General features: G+C 43.7%; 21 protein-coding genes. 14 read left to right on the plus strand and 7 right to left on the minus strand.

The features are described from left to right. Positions 1-7 precede the first annotated feature (7 nt). The gene (locus tag R7Z41_RS10895; protein WP_005391709.1) at positions 8-991 is read left to right on the plus strand and encodes a GGGtGRT protein; all 984 of its coding nucleotides are present in this window, start codon (positions 8-10) and stop codon (positions 989-991) included. Positions 992-1316: 325 nt separating this feature from the next. Beyond that, a complete protein-coding gene (gene dapD / locus R7Z41_RS10900; RefSeq protein WP_005391708.1) occupies positions 1317-2348 on the plus strand; it encodes a 2,3,4,5-tetrahydropyridine-2,6-dicarboxylate N-succinyltransferase in 1032 nt (343 codons plus the stop codon). An 81-nt stretch (positions 2349-2429) separates the two neighbouring features. Here dapD and glpQ read toward each other — a convergent pair whose 3' ends face one another. Continuing rightward, the gene (gene glpQ / locus R7Z41_RS10905) at positions 2430-3485 is read right to left on the minus strand and encodes a glycerophosphodiester phosphodiesterase (protein WP_005380201.1); all 1056 of its coding nucleotides are present in this window, start codon (positions 3483-3485) and stop codon (positions 2430-2432) included. A gap of 56 nt (positions 3486-3541) precedes the next feature. Next, positions 3542-4906, minus strand: coding sequence for a glycerol-3-phosphate transporter (gene glpT / locus R7Z41_RS10910; RefSeq protein WP_005380199.1), 1365 nt, complete (start codon positions 4904-4906; stop codon positions 3542-3544). A gap of 897 nt (positions 4907-5803) precedes the next feature. Here glpT and R7Z41_RS10915 point away from each other — a divergent pair. From R7Z41_RS10915 to R7Z41_RS10935, 5 genes are all read left to right on the plus strand, one after another. Further along, complete coding sequence (locus tag R7Z41_RS10915) at positions 5804-6658, plus strand: MIP/aquaporin family protein (protein ID WP_005380195.1); 855 nt, start codon at positions 5804-5806, stop codon at positions 6656-6658. Positions 6659-6717: 59 nt separating this feature from the next. Further along, the gene (glpK, locus tag R7Z41_RS10920) at positions 6718-8235 is read left to right on the plus strand and encodes a glycerol kinase GlpK (protein ID WP_005380193.1); all 1518 of its coding nucleotides are present in this window, start codon (positions 6718-6720) and stop codon (positions 8233-8235) included. 159 nt (positions 8236-8394) lie between these two features. After that, complete coding sequence (locus R7Z41_RS10925) at positions 8395-9186, plus strand: DeoR/GlpR family transcriptional regulator (RefSeq protein ID WP_005380192.1); 792 nt, start codon at positions 8395-8397, stop codon at positions 9184-9186. Positions 9187-9363: 177 nt separating this feature from the next. After that, entirely contained in the window at positions 9364-10923 is a 1560-nt protein-coding gene (glpD, locus tag R7Z41_RS10930; RefSeq protein ID WP_005391703.1) for a glycerol-3-phosphate dehydrogenase, read from the plus strand. A gap of 276 nt (positions 10924-11199) precedes the next feature. Then, the gene (locus R7Z41_RS10935; RefSeq protein WP_005391702.1) at positions 11200-12153 is read left to right on the plus strand and encodes a CorA family divalent cation transporter; all 954 of its coding nucleotides are present in this window, start codon (positions 11200-11202) and stop codon (positions 12151-12153) included. A gap of 73 nt (positions 12154-12226) precedes the next feature. Here R7Z41_RS10935 and R7Z41_RS10940 read toward each other — a convergent pair whose 3' ends face one another. Beyond that, positions 12227-13411, minus strand: coding sequence for an NnrS family protein (locus tag R7Z41_RS10940; protein WP_005391701.1), 1185 nt, complete (start codon positions 13409-13411; stop codon positions 12227-12229). A gap of 183 nt (positions 13412-13594) precedes the next feature. On the opposite strand from R7Z41_RS10940, the gene R7Z41_RS10945 reads away from it, so the two are divergent. Continuing rightward, positions 13595-14146 carry a gamma-glutamylcyclotransferase family protein gene (locus R7Z41_RS10945; RefSeq protein ID WP_025768214.1) on the plus strand — a complete coding sequence of 184 codons (552 nt, stop codon included), beginning with the start codon at positions 13595-13597 and terminating at the stop codon, positions 14144-14146. Between the two features lie 38 nt (positions 14147-14184). Here the strand turns inward: R7Z41_RS10945 and R7Z41_RS10950 are convergent, their stop codons facing one another. Next, a complete protein-coding gene (locus R7Z41_RS10950) occupies positions 14185-14772 on the minus strand; it encodes an outer membrane beta-barrel protein (protein ID WP_017820436.1) in 588 nt (195 codons plus the stop codon). 420 nt (positions 14773-15192) lie between these two features. Here R7Z41_RS10950 and ebgR point away from each other — a divergent pair, with 420 nt between their 5' ends. Further along, positions 15193-16179, plus strand: coding sequence for a transcriptional regulator EbgR (ebgR, locus tag R7Z41_RS10955; protein ID WP_225477695.1), 987 nt, complete (start codon positions 15193-15195; stop codon positions 16177-16179). A gap of 169 nt (positions 16180-16348) precedes the next feature. On the opposite strand, the gene R7Z41_RS10960 is transcribed toward ebgR, so the two are convergent. Next, entirely contained in the window at positions 16349-17266 is a 918-nt protein-coding gene (locus R7Z41_RS10960) for a LysR family transcriptional regulator (RefSeq protein WP_115386440.1), read from the minus strand. Between the two features lie 112 nt (positions 17267-17378). Between R7Z41_RS10960 and chrA the strand changes: the two genes are divergently transcribed. Further along, positions 17379-18518, plus strand: a complete 1140-nt coding sequence (gene chrA, locus R7Z41_RS10965; RefSeq protein ID WP_225477697.1) for a chromate efflux transporter — start codon at positions 17379-17381, stop codon at positions 18516-18518. Positions 18519-18646: 128 nt separating this feature from the next. On the opposite strand, the gene R7Z41_RS10970 is transcribed toward chrA, so the two are convergent. Continuing rightward, positions 18647-19291 carry a helix-turn-helix transcriptional regulator gene (locus tag R7Z41_RS10970; RefSeq protein ID WP_005380169.1) on the minus strand — a complete coding sequence of 215 codons (645 nt, stop codon included), beginning with the start codon at positions 19289-19291 and terminating at the stop codon, positions 18647-18649. A gap of 568 nt (positions 19292-19859) precedes the next feature. Here R7Z41_RS10970 and R7Z41_RS10975 point away from each other — a divergent pair. Genes R7Z41_RS10975 through R7Z41_RS10990 form a run of 4 tightly spaced genes read left to right on the plus strand, consistent with a single transcriptional unit; the run spans position 19860 to position 22437 of the window. Further along, positions 19860-20789, plus strand: coding sequence for a hypothetical protein (locus R7Z41_RS10975; RefSeq protein WP_005391691.1), 930 nt, complete (start codon positions 19860-19862; stop codon positions 20787-20789). A 20-nt stretch (positions 20790-20809) separates the two neighbouring features. After that, positions 20810-21133: a hypothetical protein gene (locus R7Z41_RS10980; protein WP_005380167.1), complete on the plus strand. Its 324-nt coding sequence runs from the start codon at positions 20810-20812 to the stop codon at positions 21131-21133. Between the two features lie 5 nt (positions 21134-21138). Beyond that, positions 21139-21816 carry a C39 family peptidase gene (locus R7Z41_RS10985; RefSeq protein ID WP_005380165.1) on the plus strand — a complete coding sequence of 226 codons (678 nt, stop codon included), beginning with the start codon at positions 21139-21141 and terminating at the stop codon, positions 21814-21816. 54 nt (positions 21817-21870) lie between these two features. Beyond that, positions 21871-22437, plus strand: a complete 567-nt coding sequence (locus R7Z41_RS10990; RefSeq protein WP_005391689.1) for a hypothetical protein — start codon at positions 21871-21873, stop codon at positions 22435-22437. A 224-nt stretch (positions 22438-22661) separates the two neighbouring features. Here the strand turns inward: R7Z41_RS10990 and R7Z41_RS10995 are convergent, their stop codons facing one another. Beyond that, on the minus strand, positions 22662-23657 hold the full coding sequence (locus tag R7Z41_RS10995; RefSeq protein ID WP_005380160.1) for a transporter: 996 nt from the start codon (positions 23655-23657) through the stop codon (positions 22662-22664). Positions 23658-23711 lie beyond the last annotated feature (54 nt).

The following is a 23711-nucleotide window of genomic DNA, read 5'->3' on the forward strand; positions in this document are numbered from 1 at the left end:
AGAGATTATGAACACTCCAATTACTGAATCTGTACGTCGCACATTAGACGAAATGCAACTTTCTTCTCTGGAAGAGGCTTACCAATACTGTATGGATCGTGGTATCGACCCTAAAGCACTAGTGATGGACACTCAACCTATCGCGTTTGAAAGCGCTGCCGATGCCTACACGCTAGGCACTGCTTTGGCGATTTTCCGCGTAGCAAAAACAGCTGAAGAAGCTGCAAACATCATCGGTGAAGGCCTTCAAGCCTGCACAAAACCAGGCAGCGTCGCAGAACAACGCCGAGTGGGTATCGGTCACGGTGCATTGGCGGCTCGTCTATTGAATGAAGAAAGTGGCTGTTTCGCTTTCCTTGCGGGCCATGAGTCATTCGCAGCGGCAGAAGGCGCTATCAAAATCGCATTGAACGTGAACAAGTCACGAAAAAATCCGTTGAAAGTTATCCTAAATGGCTTGGGTAAAGACGCCGCTTACCTAATCTCACGCATCAATGGTTTCACTTACGTACGCACTCAGTACAACTACCAAACTGGTGAGTTAGTGGAAGTAGAACGTCGCCGTTTCTCCCAAGGTCCACGTGGTGAGATCCTTTGCTACGGTGCAGACGATGTGCGTGAAGGCGTGGCTATCATGCATAAAGAACAAGTGGATGTGAGCATCACTGGTAACTCAACCAACCCGACTCGCTTCCAACACCCTGTAGCAGGCATCTACAAAGCAGAACGTAACCGTGAAGGCATGCCTTACTTCTCTGTGGCATCAGGTGGTGGTACTGGTCGTACTCTACACCCAGACAACGTGGCGGCAGGTCCTGCCTCTTACGGCATGACAGATACCTTGGGTCGCATGCACGCCGATGCGCAATTCGCGGGTAGCTCTTCAGTACCAGCACACGTAGCGATGATGGGCTTCATCGGTATGGGCAACAATCCAATGGTAGGGGCAACGGTTGCACTTGCAGTAGAGGTCGGTGAGCTAAGCCTCTAAGTCGATTTATCGCTTTACTATCCAAAGTCAGTAAATCCAACAAACCCAGTGTAGGGGGAGTGACTTCGGTCCTCCCCTTATTTTTTTGCGATGCTCCCTTCTCCCACTTCACTGTGTCTCTGCCCAAAATCGGCCTGATAAGGCTTTTGCGACACATTTCTCATCAGACAAACATATCTCTAAACAGACAAAAGGTATCCATCTACGGACTTTCTCCATTTCCCCTCTTTAAACTCCCCAACACTCTCTTTATGATGACCGACAACTTAATTATTTCTTGTCAGTGAACAGACGAGACACAAGACTCAACACATGGAGATCAACTATGGCTTTCTTCTCTCTAGCCTTTGGTACGGCAACTAAAAACCGCGACGGCAAAATCATCGAAGCGTTTTTCCCAAACCCAGTTCTTAACCCAAGCGAAGCGCTTGTTAACGCACTAGCAGCAGTAGCAGGTTATGAGCAAGGCAACCAAGCTATCGAGATCTCTGCAGCACAAAGCGCAGAACTGGCAGCAGCATTTGAAGCAAACGGCGATGCGGCAAACGCTTCTTTCGCAGCAAAAGCAGCAGAATCAGCACAACCACTTGTACTGGTTATCCTTGCAACTGACGAGCAGCCACAAAGCGTTGCTGAAGGTTTCCTAAAACTTCAACTTATCTCTAATCGCCTAGTTCAACCACACGGTACGGTACTAGACGGTATCTTCGGTCTACTACACAACATCGCATGGACTAATGAAGGTCCAATCGACCTACCTGAACTAGCAGAGCGTCAAATCGAAGCTCGCCTAGCGGGTCGTGCACTAAGCGTAGATTGCGTAGACAAGTTCCCTAAAATGGTGGACTACGTGGTACCAACTGGCGTTCGTATCGCTGACACTTCTCGCGTACGTCTTGGCGCACACGTTGGCGAAGGCACAACGGTAATGCACGAAGGCTTCATCAACTTCAACGCGGGTACAACAGGCGTGAGCATGGTTGAAGGTCGTATCTCTGCTGGCGTAGTGGTTGGTAACGGCTCTGACATCGGCGGCGGCGCATCTATCATGGGTACGCTATCTGGCGGCGGTAAAGTTGTGGTTTCTATCGGTGAAAACTCTCTACTAGGCGCGAACGCAGGTCTTGGCTTCCCAATGGGTGACCGTTGTACTATCGAATCAGGTCTGTACGTAACTGCTGGTTCTAAAGTGCGCATGCTAGATTCTGCAGGCCAAGAAGTAGAAGTTGTGAAAGCCCGCGATCTTGCTGGTGTTTCTGACCTACTGTTCCGTCGTAACTCTGTAACAGGTCAAATCGAGTGTCTTGCAAACAAGAGCGCGGTTGAACTGAACAGCGAACTGCATAAAAACAACTAATTCATTCGTGAATTAGCCCTACGAAAAATCCCCCAGCAGGAAACTGTTGGGGGATTTTTTAGCTTACAGCAAAATGCGTGATTACTGATTTAAAAAGCTGACCGCTTTATCTGGGAAATCAGTAAACAAACCATCCACTTTTACTTGGTTGTAGTACACATCCATCATGCCTTCAAAGCTGTCAGTGTACGCTGGAATGCGTCCTGGATCGGCGCGGAACGTGTATGGATGCACTTGCAAGCCAGCGTCTTTTGCAGCCTTCATCAACGGCTTGATGATGATATTGTCTTTGGTTGACTTATCATCCACCAGCATCGGCTTCCAAGGTCCAATTCCTTCCGCGTAACTCGCTACTTTCTTCATTCCGTCGGCTTCGAACATCCAGTCATAACTGTATGGTGTTGCCTTGTCGCCTTTGTACACCATAGTTTCGTTCCAGTCCGTGTAAGCCATAAGCTGAACGAGCTTTAAGTCCATGTCCATTGCAGGCATGAGTTCACTGTTGATGCGTTGAAGTTCATTCGCATCAAAACACTGAAGGTAGACTTTGTCGTCTTGAGAGCCGTAACCGTACTGCTTCAAGACTTTAAGTACTGCTTTAGAAATGTCCTTACCTTCATGACGATGGAACCAAGGCGCTTTAATTTCTGGGTAAATACCGATGTCATAACCCAGCGTTTTGTTTAAGCCTTGGATCAGCTCAATCTCTTCAGCAAACGTCGGCACGGTGAAGTCAGATTTCCACATAGGGAATCGGGTTGGATAGCCCGCTACTTTGTTGCCTTTCTCATCGATGTTGAACCCTTCGGTAACTCGCAAGGATTTGATTTCCGCCAGAGTGAAATCAATCGCGTAATAACGACCATCTTTACGTGCACGATCAGGAAAACGCTCCGCAACATCCGTTACGCGATCGAGATAATGGTCATGCAACACGACCAACTGGTCGTCTTTCGTCATTACCACATCTTGCTCTATGTAGTCAGGTTTCATTGCGTAAGCAAGTGCTTTGGCTTCTAGCGTGTGCTCAGGCAAGTAGCCCGATGCGCCACGGTGCGCAATGACAAGCGGCTTCGCAATCGCACCAGCAGAGAGGCTAAGTGCTAAAAAAGTAAGACATACTGACTTTGTTTTCATTGTTATTTCCTTGATAAAGCGAAGAGGCAGTATTCCACTGCCTCTTTAAATAAATATTACGCTAGCGCTTCCTTCTCGCGCTCTTTTTGCTCGTGGTGCGCACGTTCACCTAAGAAGGCGTACATCAAACACACGATAGAAGTAATACAAGAACCCACTAAGATGATAAAGCCACCATCCCAGCCAAAGTGGTCTACGGTGTAGCCCAAAATCGCGTTTGCGGCAACTGCCCCACCCAGGTATCCAAACAAACCAGTAAGACCAGCGGCAGTACCTGCGGCTTTCTTCGGAGCGAGTTCAAGTGCGTACAAACCGATCAGCATAACCGGACCATAGATTAGGAAGCCTATTGCAATAAGCGCCATCATATCTACTGTTGGGTTGCCCGCAGGGTTAAACCAATAAACCATCACTGCAACTGTCACTAGCACCATAAATAAGATACCAGCAGGTGCACGACGACCTTTGAACAATTTGTCAGAGATCCAACCACACAATAGTGTTCCTGGAATGCCAGCCCATTCGTATAAGAAATAAGCCCATGACGATTTATCTACCGAGAAATCCTTCGCTTCTTTTAGGTAAACAGGTGCCCAGTCCAGTACGCCGTAACGAATTAGATAAACAAATGCGTTTGCAATTGCAATCGACCAAAGAAGTTTGTTGTTGAAGACGTATTTGAAGAAGATTTCCTTCGCTGTCATTTCTTGTTCATGGGACTTGTCATAGTCATCTGGGTAATCGTCTTTGTATTCTTCAATAGGAGGCAGACCACAAGACTGAGGGGTATCGCGAACCGTCATCCAAACAAACACAGCAACCAACGTGGCGAAAAATGCAGGAACATAAAATGCAGTGCGCCAATCATCGTTAAATGCCCACAGGCCAAGAATAAATAGTGGACCAATCAAGCCGCCACCCACGTTGTGCGCCACGTTCCAAACCGAAACGATCTCACCACGCTCTTTACGTGACCACCAGTGCACCATGGTTCGGCCACAAGCAGGCCACCCCATCCCTTGGAACCAACCGTTCAAGAAAAGCAAAATGAACATCGCAGTGACGCTACCAGTCGCCCATGGCATAAAGCCAAAGCAAAACATCACTAATGCAGACATCAATAGGCCGCCACTAAGGAAATAGCGAGGGTTAGAGCGGTCTGAAACGCTGCCCATTAGAAACTTAGAGAGACCATATGCAATGGAAACAGCTGCCAAGGCGACACCTAAGTCTCCGCGGCTAAAGCCTTGCTCGATAAGATAAGGCATCGCCAAACTGAAGTTTTTACGAACTAGATAGTAACCGGCGTAGCCAACAAAGATACCGATAAAGAGTTGCCAACGGAGGCGAGAGTAGGTGCTATCGATGCTGCCTGGGGACAGACGATCAATGTGCGCCTTAGGTTTGAATATTCCAAACATAGGAACCTCATTATTTTGTATGCGATGGTAAAAACACAAAAGGAGCGAACGAAACAAAATAAATCTTCGTTCGAAGGTTCATGAATTGTATGGAGTTAGGATTTTATTTCTGTGACAAATGTTGCACATGGATTAAATATAAGTAAATACAGTAAATTATATGAGCATTAATTAGATCATCGTTCAACTTTACTCAAGATTCGTTAATATTAAACTGATGTTCAAACCTCTCACTTGAGCATTCCAATTCGAAACCTTTGAAACAAAGGCTCGAATTAGAACATAAACTAACCGTAAAAAGGGCGATTTACGCCTGCCCTACTCGCTCCGAACCAACTAATAACTAAAAAGCTGAATAACGATCACGTTTAGCATCAAACGAAATAAAAAAAACAATTTTTATTTGAATACAAGCCGAAGCAATGATTCACAAACACAAGACATTAACAGCGTTTATTCTCTTCTCAACTCATCCTATTGGTATCAATGGGATGACGATTTTTTCTAAAAGTCCAAACATGACAGCGTATTTTTTTATATCACTGCTAGCCCTTGATACATTTGACATTCCCCTACTCCTTTAGGGTTAACTGCTGCACAAGTTCTGTGTAATAAATCTCCAAGCACGTAGCAGCTTCACAAAACTCCTCTTACCAGTTGTGCATTCTTTTTCACATCGCTAATTTGAGCGCTCTCAACACTGGCCTCGTGACAAATAAATTATTTTCGTTGTGTTCTTTTCCGGTTAAAAGATGCGCCATTTAACAAAAACGAAGACTTTGATTAACAAATTTATGCTCAAACGCTCACTTTTAACGCTCGTTTGTTTTCGTAAACGTTTATATATGCACAATAGTATCGTGCTAGACAGGCAAAAATGATCAAAGGACTTTTAACATGACAACGAACAAACACCCCTCTCTGCTTGGAGAATGTTTGGCTGAGTTTATCGGTACAGGACTACTTATTTTCTTCGGCGTAGGCTGTGTTGCAGCCTTAGTTCTAACAGGCGCATCATTTGGACAATGGGAAATCAGTATTGTATGGGGCTTCGGTGTCGCCATCGCTATTTACTGTACGGCTGGCGTCTCTGGTGCACACATCAACCCTGCCGTTACCATCGCACTTGCTATGTTCCATGGTTTTGATAAGGCGAAAGTGGTGCCATACATTATCGCTCAAATGCTTGGGGCATTCTGTTCTGCTGCATTGGTATACAGCTTATACAGCAACCTTTTCACCGACTACGAAATCGCTCATAACTTCGTTCGCAGCAGCCAAGATGCACTAGCAACTGCTGGTATCTTCTCAACCTATCCGCATGCCTCCCTCTCTTTCTTTGGTGCTTTTGCTGTGGAATTCGTTATCACTGCTGTGCTGATGTTTGCGATTCTGGCTCTGGGCGATGAAAATAACGGCGCGGCACGTGGCGCAATGAACCCTCTATTGATCGGTATTTTGATTGCCGTCATCGGTGGTTCACTTGGCCCACTAACAGGCTTTGCGATGAACCCTGCTCGTGACTTTGGACCAAAGCTGTTCGCTTACTTCGCTGGTTGGGATTACGCTCTGACAGGTGCTAAAGACATTCCTTACTTTATCGTGCCTTTACTTGCTCCGATTGCAGGTGCGTGTTTTGGTGGTTGGTTGTATCCAAAAGCGATTGCCGCTTACCTTCCACAACAAGGTCACGGTTGCACGATTCCAAACCAATGTGAGACGGAAGAAGAAACAGAAGAAGCTAGAGCTTAAAACTGACGTAACTCGAACATTTACTAAAATATAAATAACGAAACAAAAGGATTCTTACCATGACTGAGCAAAAATACATTGTTGCCCTAGACCAAGGTACAACAAGCTCTCGCGCAGTGATTCTTGATCATGATGCGAACATCGTAAGCGTCGCGCAACGCGAATTTACTCAGATTTATCCAGAAGCTGGTTGGGTTGAACATGATCCAATGGAGATCTGGGCAACACAAAGCTCTACCTTAGTAGAAGCTCTAGCTAAGTCTGGCATCCGTAGCGACCAATTAGCGGCTATCGGTATTACTAACCAGCGTGAAACGACTATCGTCTGGAACAAAGAAACAGGTAAACCCGTTTACAATGCGATTGTATGGCAATGTCGCCGTACTGCTGATATCTGTGAAGATTTAAAAGCACGCGGTCTCGAAAACTATGTACGTGACAACACTGGTTTGGTGCTTGACCCTTACTTCTCCGGTACCAAAGTTAAATGGATTCTGGACAATGTTGAAGGCGCACGAGAAGACGCAGAAGCAGGTAAGCTGTTGTTTGGTACTGTCGATACTTGGTTAGTTTGGAAGATGACTCAAGGTCGCGTTCACGTAACCGACTACACTAACGCATCGCGTACCATGCTGTTTAACATCAACGATCTATGTTGGGATCAAAAAATGTTAGATGAGCTTGGCATCCCAGCATCTATGATGCCAGAAGTGAAGCGCTCATCGGAAATTTACGGTAAAACCAACATCGGTGGTAAAGGCGGTACTCGTATTCCTATTTCTGGAATCGCAGGTGACCAACAAGCGGCGCTTTACGGCCAAATGTGTGTTGAAGCGGGTCAAGCGAAAAACACTTACGGTACGGGTTGTTTCTTGCTAATGAATACTGGCCAAGAAAAAGTCACTTCGACACATGGCCTTCTAACTACTTTGGCTTGTGGTCCTGCAGGCGAACCAGCTTATGCACTTGAAGGCGCCGTATTCATGGGTGGAGCTTCTATCCAATGGCTACGCGATGAATTGAAAATCCTAAACGGTGCAGAAGACTCTGAATACTTCGCGACAAAAGTGGATACATCAAACGGCGTTTATGTCGTGCCTGCATTTACTGGTTTAGGCGCTCCATACTGGGATGCCTACGCACGTGGCACGATTGTCGGCCTTACTCGCGGTGTGAATTCAAACCATATCATCCGTGCAACATTGGAAGGCATCGCTTATCAAACTCGTGACGTACTGGATGCGATGCAAGCTGACTCAGGCATTAAGCTTGCGAACCTTCGCGTCGATGGTGGTGCAGTAGCGAACAACTTCCTAATGCAATTCCAATCCGATGTATTGAACACAGAAGTACACCGCCCTCAAGTAACTGAGGTTACCGCTCTTGGTGCAGCCTACCTTGCCGGCCTTGCAGTTGGTTACTGGGATAGCATTGATGAGTTGCAGAATAAAGCGGTACTTGATCGCACCTTTGAGCCACACGATGATGAAGAAAAACGCAATCGTCGTTACAAGGGCTGGAAACGTGCAGTGAAATGTGCACAAACCTGGTCTGAACTTCACGACGAAGAAGATTAATCTCATCTCCATAAGAAAAAAAGAGCGCCATTTGTGCGCTCTTTTTGCGCTTTATCCCCGATTCCTGAACTCGCTTACTTCTCACAACGAGCAAATTCGAGCACAATAGAGCTTCGAATTTGAAGCATTGGCCGTTACCAATGCACAAGGGAGTGGTAAGTGAAGCAAATACCTCGACACCAGCAGATTGTTGAGCTGGTGAAAAAACAAGGCTATGTCAGCACGGATGAGTTAGTAGAAAGATTCAATGTCAGCCCACAAACCATCCGACGCGATCTCAATGAACTCGCCGATGACAACAAAATTCGTCGTTATCACGGTGGAGCCACTATTCCTCTCAGTTCTGAAAACACATCTTACAACACGCGTAAAGCGCTCAACTTCAATGAAAAAGATGTCATTGCAGACGAGGTAGTCAAACACATTCCAGATGGTGCCACACTATTCATCGATATCGGCACCACACCAGAAGCAGTTGCGCGAGCGCTCAATAAAAACCATAAACAGTTGCGTGTTGTCACCAACAACATCAATGTTGCGACCATTCTTTTCCCTAACCCTGAAATCAAAGTCATCTTAGCGGGTGGAGAAGTCCGCAGCAGAGACGGCGGTATTGTTGGCGAGGCTACCCTCGATTTCGTTAAACAGTTCCGTCTCGACTTTGGTATTCTCGGCATTAGCGGTATCGACTTCGATGGCTCGCTATTAGACTTTGATTACCACGAAGTCCGGGTCAAACAAGCGATCATTGACAATAGCCGTAGTGTATTTCTTGCCGTAGACCACACCAAGTTCGGGCGCAATGCTATGGTGAAACTAGGCAATATTGCACAGCTCAACATGATCTTTACCAATAAGCAGCCACCAGAAGAAATCTTGTCAATTTTGAAGGAAGCTTCTATCCCACTTGAAGTGGTTGAAGCTAACGAATCAAACTCCGAAAACGAGTAACGTCAATCGTATAACTCCCCCTCAAATGACCTCTGTCTTAATTAGACAGAGGTTTTTTTTGTGTCTAAATCACACAAAACGCTCACAAACGAAAATAATAGATGATCACAAACGAAACCTGAGCTAGGATTACATTATGTTCTAAAATGCTCGTTCGCTCACCAAGAGGTCAAATTTATGAGTATACAAAATAATGCTTCCACTACTAGCTCATCCACTACCTTAGACTTGATCGTAATCGGTGGCGGCATTAACGGAGCTGGTATTGCAGCAGACGCAGCTGGCCGAGGTTTGAGTGTTGGCTTATATGAAGCACATGACTTCGCATCTGCGACTTCTTCAGCAAGTTCTAAACTGATACACGGCGGTTTACGCTACCTTGAACACTACGAGTTTCGTTTAGTTTCGGAAGCGCTCGCAGAGCGTGAGGTTATTCTTCGTAAAGCACCACACGTCGCATTACCAATGCGTTTCCGTTTACCGCATCGCCCATTCCTACGCCCAGCTTGGATGATTCGTTGTGGCCTTTTCCTTTACGATAACTTGGGTAAACGTACGACGCTGCAAGGCAGTAAAACCGTCAACCTTGCGAAATCTGGCTTGCTAAAACCAGAGATGAAAACGGGTTTCGAATACTCTGACTGTTGGGTTGATGATGCACGTTTAGTATTACTGAACGTTCTTGCGGCTCGCGAAAACCATGCTGAAGTGCGTAACTACTGCCGCGTGGAAAAAGCACACCGTGAAGGTGGTATCTGGCATGTTACTATTCACGATGTGATGACAGACCAACGTTTCGAACGTAAAGCGAAAGCGTTAGTCAATGCTGCGGGGCCTTGGGTAAAACAGTTCTTTGATGATGGATTAGAGCAAGCCTCTCCTCGTAACATTCGCTTAATCAAAGGCTCGCACATCGTTGTTCCTCGTATCCACAACGAACCGCAAGCCTACATTCTTCAAAACAAAGACAATCGCATCGTATTTATGATTCCTTACTTAGATAAGTTCTCAATCATTGGTACAACAGATGTGGAATACAAAGGTGACCCACGTGAAGTGTCGATCTCAGATGACGAAGTCGATTACCTCATTGATATCGTAAACCAACACTTTGTCCACCAGTTGACTCGCGAAGATGTAGTTTGGACATACAGCGGTGTTCGTCCTTTATGTGACGATGAATCTGACTCTCCGCAAGCAATCACACGAGACTACACGCTAGAGCTCGATGCGGAATACGACCATGCACCTCTGCTTTCTGTTTTTGGTGGTAAGTTAACGACCTACCGTAAGTTAGGTGAAGCAGCAATGAAGAAACTTGCTCCGTTCCTACCTGAAATGGGTAAAGACTGGACGGCCAACCAAACCCTTCCTGGTGGTAACTTCAGCTGTAGTCGTGAACAATTAGCGAAACAAATTCATGCTAAATACACTTGGGCGCCAGAAGCATTGATTCTTCGTTATGTCACTCAGTTTGGTACCCAAACGTGGAACTTAATGGAAGGTACAACAAGTGAAGCTGACTTAGGACAAACGTTCTCGACACAAGCCGGTGGTGTTTACCAACGTGAGATCGATTACTTAATGAACCATGAAATGGCAATGACCGATGAAGACATTTTATGGCGCCGTACTAAGCTTGGTCTTTACATGAACGAGGAAGAAAAACAGGCCTTAACGGACTATTTAAAGAAAAAGCTACAACAGAAAGTGGTTAATCTTTCTCAAGTTGGCTAACAGCTCCCCTCCCTCCCCCCACAATAAAGCCTGCTTAGTTGCAGGCTTTTTGTTTTGTTGTTTAAGCACAACACCTTGGTGCGCTCCACTCGATTGCAAATAAGAACAACTATTCATAGACATTTGGCATTAAATACAATCATACTCATTTGAAAAATAATGCATCAATGACTTCAGAGTACCGTACTCAGAGCATTGCCTCTGTATGGCAATGCAATTCTCGCGAAAGAAGTATCTTGAGGTTATTTTGGTATCGGCTCAAACAAGGAAAAGAAAATGGGTTTTATGATTGAACATTGGGACTTCTCAACCCCAGAAGCAACTCAACAATCCACCACGGCAGAGCAAATTCAAGCTAAGCATTGGTACCATTGCGAACGGCTGCATCCTGATATTCGTGGTTGGCTGGAGCAAAACCAAGTACCTCGAGCTACGGTTGATCATCTATTAGCCGACGAAAGTCGACCATCTTTCCATCCTTTGGATGACGAGAACTTCATGTTGATTTTACGAGGCGTCAATATGAACGGCAATGCATCACCAGAAGATATGCTTAGTATTCGAATTCTCTACTTTCAAGGCGCACTCATTTCAACTCGTAAAATTCCATCACGCGCGATCATGGAGATTCGCCAAGCATTAGCGGAACACAAAGGCCCAAAAAGTCTTGCCAGTTTACTTCATCAGATCATTGAAGGATTAAACAGTAAAATAGACATTTACCTTGATACGATTGAAGAAACACTAAACCAGTTCGACGTGAATGATGAGTCGACGTACAAACATATGGCGACTCAAAAAGCACTGATTTCTATCAAGCGTTTTATTCGCCCTCAGCAGTACGCTATCCGTGATCTTGTGGAGTCAGAATCAGAATTGATTGCTTTGAGACCTCATCAATATCGCTTCGCACACAATAATATTACGCGCATAAATGAAACACTTGAGTTTTATCTTGGAGAAGTGGCGCTTTTCCAAGAAGAGATCAAACATCATCGTGATGAGAAAACCAATAAAAACAGTTACCTGTTTACTTTGGTAGCAACGATTTTTCTACCAACCAGCTTCTTAACAGGTTTACTCGGTATCAATGTTGGTGGAATGCCAGGCGTGGAATCCACCATGGCATTCACCTGGTTCTGCATCGCCTTAATTGTCATTTTTGGTCTAGAGTGGTGGCTATTTAAACGCTTGGGGCTCACGAATAAAGCGGACGACGAAGACGAATAAACACTAAACCTATAAAGAACAAAAACCAAAAGAGGAGCACGCGGCTCCTCTTTTCTCTACTCACATTAGAATCTTATCCGGGGTGACCATCCACACGAGGGGTCACAAGCATCACACCAAAGCGCCACACAAATAGCCCAAACGCAACAATCCATAATCCGCCGCTGATATCAATCCACAGTATCATGTTCGCTGGATCAAAGATCACGGCGAAACTGCGAACCAAAGCTGCCGCGGTAATTGCTGCAAACGCAAGGCTCATGTTTGGCCCTTTGTAGATCATGCGACCAGTATGTCCCATCGTCACCCGTGTAATCATCGCTAAAATCAAACCGCCTAACGCACCTATCGCAAACAGGTGAATGAGGTTATGGCTGGCAAATGCATCTCCCCAGACGCCTCGCAAAATTAAGCTTAGTGGTAAACACAAATACGCAGCATGCAGCGACCACACTAAAGGCTCGCTCAGGGTTAACCAAGGTTTCCAGCGAACAAAACGCACCAACTGAGCAACACCTGCAAATAGCATCAAAGGACTACCTAGTTCTGCAAACGTCACAGGGAAAAAGCTCAGCACAAATAGCATTACCAATGGCAAGTTCGCGAACCACTCTAACCAAGCCAATGGTTGCGCTTTTTCGAAATTAAATCGACGCGCAGTAAAAAATGGAATCACACGTCCGCCCATCACTGACAACAGCAAGGTAAACCACCACAGCATTGCTTGCCACACCGCTGAAGAGCTAAAGGGCGGCATACCTTTTATCGTTGCGTAGCTTGCAAAGTTCGCAAAGATGGCTAAAAGAAACAGTGGAACGAAAAACAAATTACGCCAACCTTTGGCTCGATACACACGAATGCCCACCTCATAGGCGACAAACAGTAAAAATACCGCTTCGATACTGCTGGTTAACCATAACGGTGCTGGTGTCCAAAGCAATATGCGGGGCACTAACCACAAGCCAAATAAAGCCAGAAGCATGTAATGCTTGGTACCATTAATGCCAGTCCAGTTTTGTACCGCGGTCAGTACAAAGCCAACTACAATGGCCATCGAAAAACCGAACAACATTTCATGTACGTGCCACCACAATGCAGGCACGGCTAATGCGTTTGGCTGTCCGCCTTGGAACATCCACACCCACAACGCAATCGCAACAATGGCGTAAATCGACCCAAACAGAAAAAACGGCCGAAAGCCTAATCGCAGCCATGCGGGGATTTTTTCTTCTACTTTTTTATCGGTGATATTCAGCATTATCTTGCCCTCAAGCGTCTCTCGATGCTGGTTAACTCAACTACATATTGATGCTACCATAAACATGTATAAAAAATACATGTTTATAATTAAGATTATACTTAAGAGGTAAAGTTGTGCTTCAGATGCGGGTTAGGTATAAACGGTGAGAGACACAACCATCAGTTAAGGGATGCAACGACAATGTACATATTTGGCTATGGCAGTTTGATTAATTCTGCGTCGCGTAAGTTAACCGGACAAACGGGAGAAGCCATTCCCGTCATAGCACATGGGTTGGTTCGCTACTGGGGGAAGATTGACGACAGCTACAGCCTCTCTCCATTAGTGGTGAACCAAGGCGATGGACAGGTTAATGGCGTTTTACTCGAAGTAAATGAAGAAGCGCTCGCAGAATTCGACCGCCGTGAGCGAGGTTATCATCGTATTCAACTTCAGCCAGATCAAATCGAAACAGATGCGAGTTTTAACCAAGAACATGACATTTGGGTTTACGTAAAAGACGAGCCACTACCACCATGCGAAAAGAGCCCAATCATGCAAAGTTATGTTGATACCGTACTGGCAGGTTGCTTGGAAGTTTCCCACGCGTTTGCAGAGCATTTTGTGCGTCACACCATTGGCTGGCAACACGCGAAAGAAAATGACCGCCACCAACCCAAATATGGCAACCTTGCAGGCGTACAAGATCACCATTATGAGTTGATTGATAATCTAATAAAAAAAGGAGCCTAACGGCTCCTTTTTAGTATCTATGTTTTGCTTACGCGAGCTTAAAACTTGTAATCAACACCAACGTACAGGCTGTCAAAATCAAAATCTTCGCTGCCACCGTTTTCGGCATCAATACTTACCGAAGAAGCACGGTAGCCACCAGATACAACCAAACCTGAAGCGAACTCATAACCAGCCTCAACACCGTAGTTAAAGCCTACATCACGACCATCATCGGTAACAGTGCTAGATGATTTCACTTCATAAGAAACACTCATTACACCAAGGCCAGCAATCGCACCAACATAGAAGCCTGTACCTGCAAATTGGTATTTAGGCTTCGCATTGAAATTGAACGCAGAAGCATCAACACTAAATTTAACCGGCCACCCCATGTAAGAAAATGTTTCTTCAAAGTCGCCAAAGTATATGTACTCACCTTCAAAAGCTAGTTTGAAGTTTTCTGAATATTGAAGCTCTTTACCTACAGCAAGGCTAAGACCTGTCGCAGAAAGATCTTTTGACAAGCTTTTAACTTTAAGATCTGAATTTACCAAATCAGCACCAACATACCAGTTACCTTTTGCTTGAACTGATGCTGAAGCAACCACTGCACCTAAAGCCAATAATGGCAATACTTTTTTCATTATAATTTCCTAATTTTTCATACTGTTAGACAGCTTTTAAAAGCGCGGAGATTATAAATAGAGTTGAATACTTTCCTATTGATTTGTTTATAAAATGAGACACAAAACATAAACATGAACAATAAAACGTTTGCTTGATTAAACTCTAAACAGCTCGAGTCCTATTAAGTACTAGAGTTACCACAAGTAGCAAGTTTCCAAACCAGTCGCGTTTTTCAGTATTTTTACAGCAATATAATCCTTACGTTTACGGCTTTATTTATTACTCAATAGAGTCTATTTCATGAAAACAATTTGGCTTGATATGATGATTTAAAGTGTTTAGGACTGTCTTACTAAAGGTTTGTGCATATCTAAGTAGCTGTTTAAAATAGTCAGATTATTGAGCTCACACTTGGGCAGTGCCAACGGGAAATTTACATGGCAAAGCTAAAAGATATCGCCATTGAAGCAGGCGTCTCACTTGCAACCGTATCGCGGGTTTTGAACAACGACCCAACGTTGAGCGTTAAAGAAGAAACCAAATACCGCATTTTGGAAATTGCAGAAAAACTGGAGTACCGCACCAGTAGCTCGAAGAAAGGCATCAAAGAAGTTAAGCAAAAACATCACTTTTTAGCCTTATATAACTACAAACAAGAAACAGAGGTGAATGACCCTTACTACTTATCAATTCGTCATGGGATTGAAACGCAATGCGACAAATTAGGTATTACGCTAACCAATTGCTATAACAGTGAAATTGATGTTGAAACGAAAAAGATAACAGGTGTCCTTTTAGTCGGAAATGTCGACCAAAAGGTAGTAGATAAATTACCTAAACGTCTAGCCGATAGCATCTGCTACATAAACTTTTCAGATCCTACCTGCCCTTATGATTGCGTTGATGTCGACCTTATTCGAATCAGTAGGCAAGTAGTTGATTTCTTTGTACAACGAGGCTACCGCCGCATCGGTTATATTGGCGGTCAAGACAAGCACGACGCAGCTGACACTCGTGAAAATGTGTTTTTGGACTATGGCTATCTAAAAGGCGTGGTCGCAGAACAAGATATACACTATTGTGCCTGCTCTAGTTTGTCCGGTTATAACTTAGCGAAAGAGATGCTAGCCAAAGGTGACTTCCCGAAAGCAGTATTCATTGATTCAGACTCCATCGCGATTGGCATAGTACGTGCAATCCATGAATTTGGCTTAAAGATACCAGAGGATATTACGTTGATTAGTATGAATGATATTCCTACTGCTCGCTTTACCTTTCCGCCGTTGTCTACAATTCGTATTCACTCTGAGTTGATGGGAACTCAGGGAGTGAACTTACTGGTGGAAAAATACCGAGATGGACGCTTACAACCTCTTCATGTATACGTGCAAACAGAGCTTAAACTACGTGGTACAACTCAATGATACCTTTTCCATTAATCTCTTTTATGAGTTAAATCTGGAACATCCCCCCCAACCAAAGACATTCATTTTGCACAATCAGTACTGTTTCGGTATAACGCCGATAACTCAGCAGGTAGTAAGAAGTTCAACAACAAATAACTCTAAGCACCATGAGTGCCCCAAATGTTTATCATTTAGAGGTGATGGTCGAAGAAACCAACTCGCGTAGCCAAATGCCTTTGTCTTCATTGTTTCGGCTGGAATGCCACAGCATGGCAATATCAAAATCCGCAACGGCGATCGGCGGCTTAACAGTAATGAGATCGTCCGAAAAGCCCTCCGCCAACGCCATTTTTTCTGGCACGATGGCAATGAGATCGCGCTTTTTCAATAGATGCCGAATAGTGAGAAAGTTGCGCGACGCCACGGTGACTTTGCGGCTCAAGCCATGTTCTGCGAGCTTTTGGTCTACTTGTGTCTTTAAGCTCCCATCGGGACTTACCAGAGCTTGCTCGATGTTCGCGAACGCTTCCAGAGACAGCTGTGTTTCCCCTTTCAACACCTGTTTATCACACATGCACACGTGTTTTTCGGTGTACAAGTACAAGCTCTCAAAGTTGTCATCCAACACCGGCATGCTGCCAATAATGACATCGAGCTTTTCGTGCTCAGTTAATGCCACGTAGTTGCTACGATTGACGTTAATAAAACTGATCTGCGCCTCTGGGGCGCGCTGGCGTATTTCGTCATAAAGCCGAGGAGCAAAGATAAACTCGGCATAATCCGTTAACCCGATGCGACATACACCCGCGTAATTTTCAGGTTGGAAGGCAGACTTAGTGAGCAAGTCTTTGGCGATAGAATCCAACAAGTGATGCACAGTTGGCGCGATGTGGTGAGCGTGCTCGGTGGGCTCCATCTTGTGCCCTTTTCGCTCAAAAAGCGGGTCGTCAAACAACAACCTTAAACGAGACAAACTATGACTCATCGCCGACTGGCTAACGTAACTTTTCTCTGCCGCGACGCTAACGCTTCGATAGCGATACAAGTAGGAAAACGTCACCAATAAGTTCAAGTCAATGTTGCGCCACTGAATGTCCTCTTTCACTCCAACATCCTCATCCCATTTCATTCATAGATGAAATTAAAATCATCAATTTGAGTCATTTTAGAGCATTCGATAAATTAGCAACAATGCTTTTTAGATAAACAGGCTCGACATGTTCACCATATTCAAAACTTTTTTCTGGCTGGGTTGGTTCAGCTTCGGCGGCCCGGCGGCTCATATTGGTTATTTTCGCCAAACCTTTGTTGAGAAACTGAAATGGCTTGATGACAGCGAGTACGCGCAAATTGTCGCGCTCAGTCAGTTTTTGCCGGGACCGGGCTCAAGCCAAGTTGGCTTTGCTTTAGGCTATAAACGTGGCGGTTTAGATGGCGCATGCGCAGCATTTGTCGGATTCACGCTTCCTTCAGTGGTCATCATGTTGGCGCTGGCGATGGTGAGCAGCCAAATCACCGACACCGCAGTGTTCCAAAACATCGTTCACGGCCTAAAACTGCTCGCAGTCGTCGTCGTGGCGGATGCGACTTGGGGCATGTACAAAAACTTCTGCCAAAGTAAACTGACCGCGGGTTTGTGCGTCGCGACTGCGATTGCGTTGCTGGTGGCACCAAGCATCATGACGCAAATGTTCGTGTTGATCGCAGCAGGTTTTGTCGGAATGCGATATCTGAAGAAAGACTCCGCGCCATCAGCCGAGTCGTTTAAACCGTCTATCGCGCCATTAGCTCTATTTGCGATGCTTTTACTCGGCTTACCGTTAGTGGCTCATACGTTACCTTTGCTTGGGCTGTTTAGTGATTTTTTCCAAGCTGGTAGCTTAGTGTTTGGTGGCGGTCATGTGGTTCTGCCGCTTCTGCAAAACATTGTTGGCGACCAGCTCAGCCAAGATGCATTTTTAACAGGCTACGCCGCTGCACAAGCTGTACCGGGGCCAATGTTCACCTTTGCTACTTTTATCGGTTATGAGCTTTCGGATACGCCAATTTTAGGCGCTCTGATCGCAACGCTTGGCGTATTCCTCCCTGGGTTTCTTTTACTACTTGGCGTTCTTAAGAACTGGCAAGCACTGGCAGGCAAACCGCTGGTCTCCGGCGCCATCAACGGTGTAAATGCCTCGGTAGTAGGGTTACTACTCGCGGCACTTTACCAGCCAGTATTTAGCAGCGCAGTTGTTGCTCCCATCGACATGGCGTTAGTGATTGCGGGTTTCTATCTACACAAAAAGCTCAACCTTTCGGTACTATGGATGATCGTGTTTTTTGTGGCAGCAGGCCTTGTCACGGGCATGATGTAGCCTGCTGATACGCCAACTATTGAATCTAGATAAACCACGGGCACTCAAATACGAGTGCCCTTGCTTAGATTAGATTAGATAGTGAAAACGGAACAGACCCCGATAAAAAGAGCATCACAAATTATGACTTAACTTCTCTCGGTTAAGCCATTGTTCATTCTTACCAACTTAACTGCATCATGACGAGAATGGACATCGAGTTTTTTGTACAACTTGTATATATGGCTTTTCACTGTACTTTCAGATAAAAAAAGTCTTGAAGCAATTTGTTGATTTGAAATGCCGTACACAAGTAGCTCTAGAATCTGTTTTTCTCTGCATGTTAACTCATCATGCTGCTGTTCTTCGGACAAATTTGCATGCCGATAATTGAGGACTAACTTCTCTAGGTACATTCTTGGTAGCCACAACCCACCTTTCAGTACGTATTCCGCGCCATCACATATATGTGTCACTGATGCACTTCGGAGCAAAATTCCTTTTAACAACTTCCAATGCAGTAAGTCCGTTTGTACTTTTTCACAAGGGACGTTGTGAAGCATAAAGGACCACCCAAATAGATCAAAATCTGGTAACTTTCCTTGTACTTCAAGCTGACGCATAAAATCGTAATCAATAAACATCAAATCGATACTGAGTGAGTGACTTCTGAACACCACTTCATCTGGTTGCATTATCTTTACATCGACATCATGAATGGAAGACAGCTGTTTTTTTATTAAGTTACTTTGTAAATTACTCTCAGCTAGCAGTATCAAGTGCTTCTTTTCCATAGTCCCACCACATTAACTTACCTGTTTCACCAACCCCCGTTAGAAAATTAATTGGAGGCAGCAAAGAGAATTTATCTTCATTTTAAGTAGAAAATATAGCACTTCAGAATGATATCGCATTGCTTTTCAGCACCGAAAAAGACTTAAAAAGTATGAACCTGTTGTGTTTTTATCCATACTTTTCAACCTGTGTTAGCATAAGGATATGATTTATAATATTAAATAATAAAGATAATAATTGGATAAAATGCCATTTATAAAAAATGGATGACTGCTCCGCTCAGTGCAATAGAACAAATTACTTCTTTATATTGGCTTCATTTCATACTTGATGAGTACTTAAAGTAAATACAAAAAATAACATTATGATTATGTTATTTTTTTCTTTAATACTTTAAATAGACGTACCTAAATACTCCCTTCCAGCCTGAATCATTCTCAATAATGAGAACAGCTTTCACTGATCCTTTCTTATAATTTCATCGCTTCCCACAACATTTGAAGGAAGCAGCAAGAAGTTAAGTGCAGTCATTTTTAATCAGGAATAACAGGAAATGGAGTAATCGTTATGACTCTAAACAAAACAGGGCTTGCTTTAGCAATGTCAGCAATTTTATTTAGTGGCTCTCTAATCGCGAATGAGATCGATGATGGAGACGACAACATGCAATGGACTGACAGCGCTAATACCGATATCGGTTTATCTGGCAGCTTCAATGATAACAGTGACAATAGCGCATCTCTCGGTGTTGGTGATAGCTTCAACGACAACAGCGATAATAGTGCGTCACTAGGTATTGGTCATAGCTTCAACGACAACAGCGACACTGACAACAGTGCAACTCTTGGTGTTGATGACAGCTTTAATAACAACAGCGACAACTCAAACTCGAGCACTAACACAGCTCAAAGCCACAACGACAATAGTACGTCTAACGCTAACGACAACAGTACCAGTGCTGATCTTGATGTGAGCCTAAATAGTGATAGTAGTGATTCAAGTACTAACACAAATAGAAGCCACAACGACAACAGCGACTCTAGTACTACTGTAAGACGTAGCAACAACGACAACAGTGACTCTAGTATCAACAGTAGCTTTAACGATAACAGCGATAATCGTAATCAAAGCGACAACCGTAACCAGAGTGATAACCGTAGCTACGCTGATTCAAGCACAACAAACTCGAACAGCTTTAACGACAATAGTAACTATCAAAGTGACTCGAGCTCAACAAATGTTGATAGCTTCAATCAAGTCCATATGGATACAGATATGGTTGTTGCGAGCTCAAGCCTAATGGGTGGTGTTACAGGTGCATCAGTTATTTATGCAACTAACGCGGATGATACTCGAGTTCGAGTTGAAAACATGAACACCCTTGGTGGTCTTGGTGGTGCAGCTGGTATTACTACCGTTGGTCAGAATGCTGGTTCAAATTCACTTGTACAACAATCTGTTACAACTAATGCAAGTGTGTTTACTGGGGGTGAGTAACCGACTAGTAGGAGAAAGCGATGCGTTTGGCAATCTGTACTTTGAGTATGATAGTTGCCTGCACTGCACTCGCTGATGACATTGCATTATCTGGCGGAGAAGTTAGCTTGGATATCATGAATGAATCAAGAGGTGGACAAAATGTTGAACTCGACTTGGTTTATGCAGAATCAGATATCAATGGTATTTCGTCAGATAATGTCGCGTCAAACACCGTGAGTGGTAACAATATACTATCAAGTGGAGCGTTCGCAGACAGTTCGGGTATATCCAACGTAATTCAGAACAGCGGAAACAACGTTTTAATCCAGAACTCTACCGTCGTTAACCTGACACTCAAGTAAACAATATGAAAGTATTAAATAACTTAATTTGGCTGATGCTCGTTTATTCAGCATCAGCCATTTCATTAGAACTGCTACCTTACCGAGCACATTACTCTGTTCCTGTTAAAAGCTACAAAGAAATAGTGTTCGGTGATGTTTTTCGCCAACAGTATGACTTCAGCTGTGGCTCTGCCGCCCTGGCTTCTCTTCTCACTTTTCATTATGCAACAGAGTCATCTGAACAAGATATCTTCAAAAGCATGTTTGAAAAAGGTGATAAAGAAAAAATCAAAGAGAAAGGTTTTTCTTTGTTGGATATGAAGTTTTACTTGGATTCCATAGGGTTACGTTCTGACGGCTTTCAAGTAGGACTGGAGAAAATTAAAGAAGTCGGCGTCCCTGGGATTACTCTCGTTAATTTCGACGGGTATATGCATTTTGTTGTCATCAGAGGTATAAACAATCACTCAGTTATTCTAGGAGACCCTTCTAGAGGAACCATGATAATGAAACTGGATGAGTTTGAAAAATATTACCAAGGAATTGTGTTACTGGTCCGTAACGAAGCGGAAATGGGACGGTCTAGCTTTATAACCAATGATAATTTCACCGTATATCAAAGATCACCATTAAAAACAGGAGTGTCTAGAGATTCCTTAGGGGTATTTAGCATTACTCTCCCAGTTTCCGGTGAAAATTAATATAACATTGTTTTAAATAACTTTAAGAACTTAACAACCTGAAAGGCCTACATTATGAACTACAATAAATTTTTGTTAGTGCTTTGTATGCTAATACCTCATTTTAATGTGAATGCTAAAGATGTTGGCCTGAAAGAACTTACTCCTCTTTCAAATTTATCTTTAGAAGAATATCGAGGTGGTTTCCAAATTACGGACGAGTATATTATTAATATTGGATTAAGCATTACTACGACTATAAATGGCGATGATATTTTGAACACAAATATTGCCAACTTAGTAATTGAAAATGGTAATTTAAAAAACATTAGCGCAAATAGTGAAAATCAAAGTGGAGATGTTTTCAACCAGGGTATTGTTAACATCATACAATTTGGTGAAGGCAATATTATTGGAGATGATTCTATAGATTCACCCAAAATGCCTTCGTCTCAAAATCCTAATATAATAAGTTCAGACTTTATAAATTCAAGTATTATCAATATTATTCAAAACACGAAAGATAACAGTATTATTGGACTTAGCACGCTCGTAGACATTGATGCTCAAGTAAATGGGGTAATACGGGAAATCAAAGCAAACCAACAATTAGAAGACGCCTTATTGAACCACCTTCAATGAGCATTTCCATTTTTATCTGAAAAATTGTCACGTTAAGCTTCTTTGATATTAGAAACGACTGATATCTATGATTACATACCAAAAGAAAGTTCGATATATCAATCGGCCACCATCATTTTAAGAATATATACCTACTTTATCCAATATAATCCAATCAATTTATAATGCGAACACTAGGCGCTAACGATAAATTAGGCCCAAGACTCAAGGGCCTAATATCCATTTTACAAATTAAAAGGTACTCGTACTGTTAATTGAAAGTCGGGAGTATCTTCTGTAAGACCAGCTTGAGCACTAACATTGATAGATGAGCGTTCACTAAAGGCATAGTTTATACCAAAAGTTAATGCATCTAATTGAAGCAACTTAGCATCATCTGCCGATCTGCCATTTACTTTGCTTTTTAAAATAGTTTTATGGCTAAGTCCTAAAGAGAATGAAAGATCAGGATTCACCGCAAACCCCATTCCCCCTGAAAGAGAAATAGTGTCTCCAAGTTCAACATCAGCTTTTGTGTCGCCAACTGTAACAGTATCCTCTAAGTTATAAATATAACTTAGACTAGCGAACAAGACCGCAGGATCAACAGGGTGAATAAGAGATAAATTAGGCTCAAAACTCCAAAAACCCGAACCTGTAGGGACATCACTAAATGAGTTGCTTCCATCTTCAATAGAAACATCATAAGGCGATCGTCCTGTATCCGACTTTACTCTAAGGCCACCTACCCAGTATGGCGCAGACTCAAAGTTAAACTGGTGCCTCAATGCGAACTCTACATCACCAAGCCCTCCGCCATCCACCGTTGTGTTTACTACTTCACTGTTTGAACCATCTTGAATGGGGCGCGTAGAAACTTGGTCATTACGATACACATACGGCACTCTAACTTCTAACTCTGTGGCGTTTGTTAAACCGTACCGAGCAGTTAATCCAACGGTTACTGTAGTCCTATCCGAATCACTCACTTCAATTCGCCCAACAATCAGAGTTGGTAAGACTGTATACCCAACAACAGATACTTTGTTTGAAGAGTTTTGTGTATAGCTTAAAGACGAATCAAATGACCATTTACCTTTAGGTGTGAGAACGCCTGGGCGCTCAATAACATCACCAACCGTTTGGGCACGCTGAGGAATATCATCTCCTTCAGCACCATATGCATTCCCCGCAATGAATAAACTACAAAGATAGGTACCCAGTAAAGTCTTCCGTAACATCACATCTTTCCTTTTGCTGATGATCGTACCCAAGTAATCTCAGGCAATAGCTTG

It is taken from the genome of Vibrio sp. 1457 (assembly GCF_033340195.1).
GTDB lineage: Bacteria > Pseudomonadota > Gammaproteobacteria > Enterobacterales > Vibrionaceae > Vibrio > Vibrio alginolyticus.

Excerpts from the sequence above, each read along its gene's own strand:
- R7Z41_RS10895 (WP_005391709.1), top strand. The coding sequence starts at position 8 with ATGAACACTCCAATTACTGAATCTGTACGTCGCACATTAGACGAAATG.
- dapD (WP_005391708.1), top strand. The coding sequence starts at position 1,317 with ATGGCTTTCTTCTCTCTAGCCTTTGGTACGGCAACTAAAAACCGCGAC.
- glpQ (WP_005380201.1), bottom strand. The coding sequence starts at position 3,485 with ATGAAAACAAAGTCAGTATGTCTTACTTTTTTAGCACTTAGCCTCTCT.
- glpT (WP_005380199.1), bottom strand. The coding sequence starts at position 4,906 with ATGTTTGGAATATTCAAACCTAAGGCGCACATTGATCGTCTGTCCCCA.
- R7Z41_RS10915 (WP_005380195.1), top strand. The coding sequence starts at position 5,804 with ATGACAACGAACAAACACCCCTCTCTGCTTGGAGAATGTTTGGCTGAG.
- glpK (WP_005380193.1), top strand. The coding sequence starts at position 6,718 with ATGACTGAGCAAAAATACATTGTTGCCCTAGACCAAGGTACAACAAGC.
- glpD (WP_005391703.1), top strand. The coding sequence starts at position 9,364 with ATGAGTATACAAAATAATGCTTCCACTACTAGCTCATCCACTACCTTA.
- R7Z41_RS10935 (WP_005391702.1), top strand. The coding sequence starts at position 11,200 with ATGGGTTTTATGATTGAACATTGGGACTTCTCAACCCCAGAAGCAACT.
- R7Z41_RS10940 (WP_005391701.1), bottom strand. The coding sequence starts at position 13,411 with ATGCTGAATATCACCGATAAAAAAGTAGAAGAAAAAATCCCCGCATGG.
- R7Z41_RS10945 (WP_025768214.1), top strand. The coding sequence starts at position 13,595 with ATGTACATATTTGGCTATGGCAGTTTGATTAATTCTGCGTCGCGTAAG.
- R7Z41_RS10950 (WP_017820436.1), bottom strand. The coding sequence starts at position 14,772 with ATGAAAAAAGTATTGCCATTATTGGCTTTAGGTGCAGTGGTTGCTTCA.
- ebgR (WP_225477695.1), top strand. The coding sequence starts at position 15,193 with ATGGCAAAGCTAAAAGATATCGCCATTGAAGCAGGCGTCTCACTTGCA.
- chrA (WP_225477697.1), top strand. The coding sequence starts at position 17,379 with ATGTTCACCATATTCAAAACTTTTTTCTGGCTGGGTTGGTTCAGCTTC.
- R7Z41_RS10970 (WP_005380169.1), bottom strand. The coding sequence starts at position 19,291 with ATGGAAAAGAAGCACTTGATACTGCTAGCTGAGAGTAATTTACAAAGT.
- R7Z41_RS10975 (WP_005391691.1), top strand. The coding sequence starts at position 19,860 with ATGACTCTAAACAAAACAGGGCTTGCTTTAGCAATGTCAGCAATTTTA.
- R7Z41_RS10980 (WP_005380167.1), top strand. The coding sequence starts at position 20,810 with ATGCGTTTGGCAATCTGTACTTTGAGTATGATAGTTGCCTGCACTGCA.
- R7Z41_RS10985 (WP_005380165.1), top strand. The coding sequence starts at position 21,139 with ATGAAAGTATTAAATAACTTAATTTGGCTGATGCTCGTTTATTCAGCA.
- R7Z41_RS10990 (WP_005391689.1), top strand. The coding sequence starts at position 21,871 with ATGAACTACAATAAATTTTTGTTAGTGCTTTGTATGCTAATACCTCAT.
- R7Z41_RS10995 (WP_005380160.1), bottom strand. The coding sequence starts at position 23,657 with ATGTTACGGAAGACTTTACTGGGTACCTATCTTTGTAGTTTATTCATT.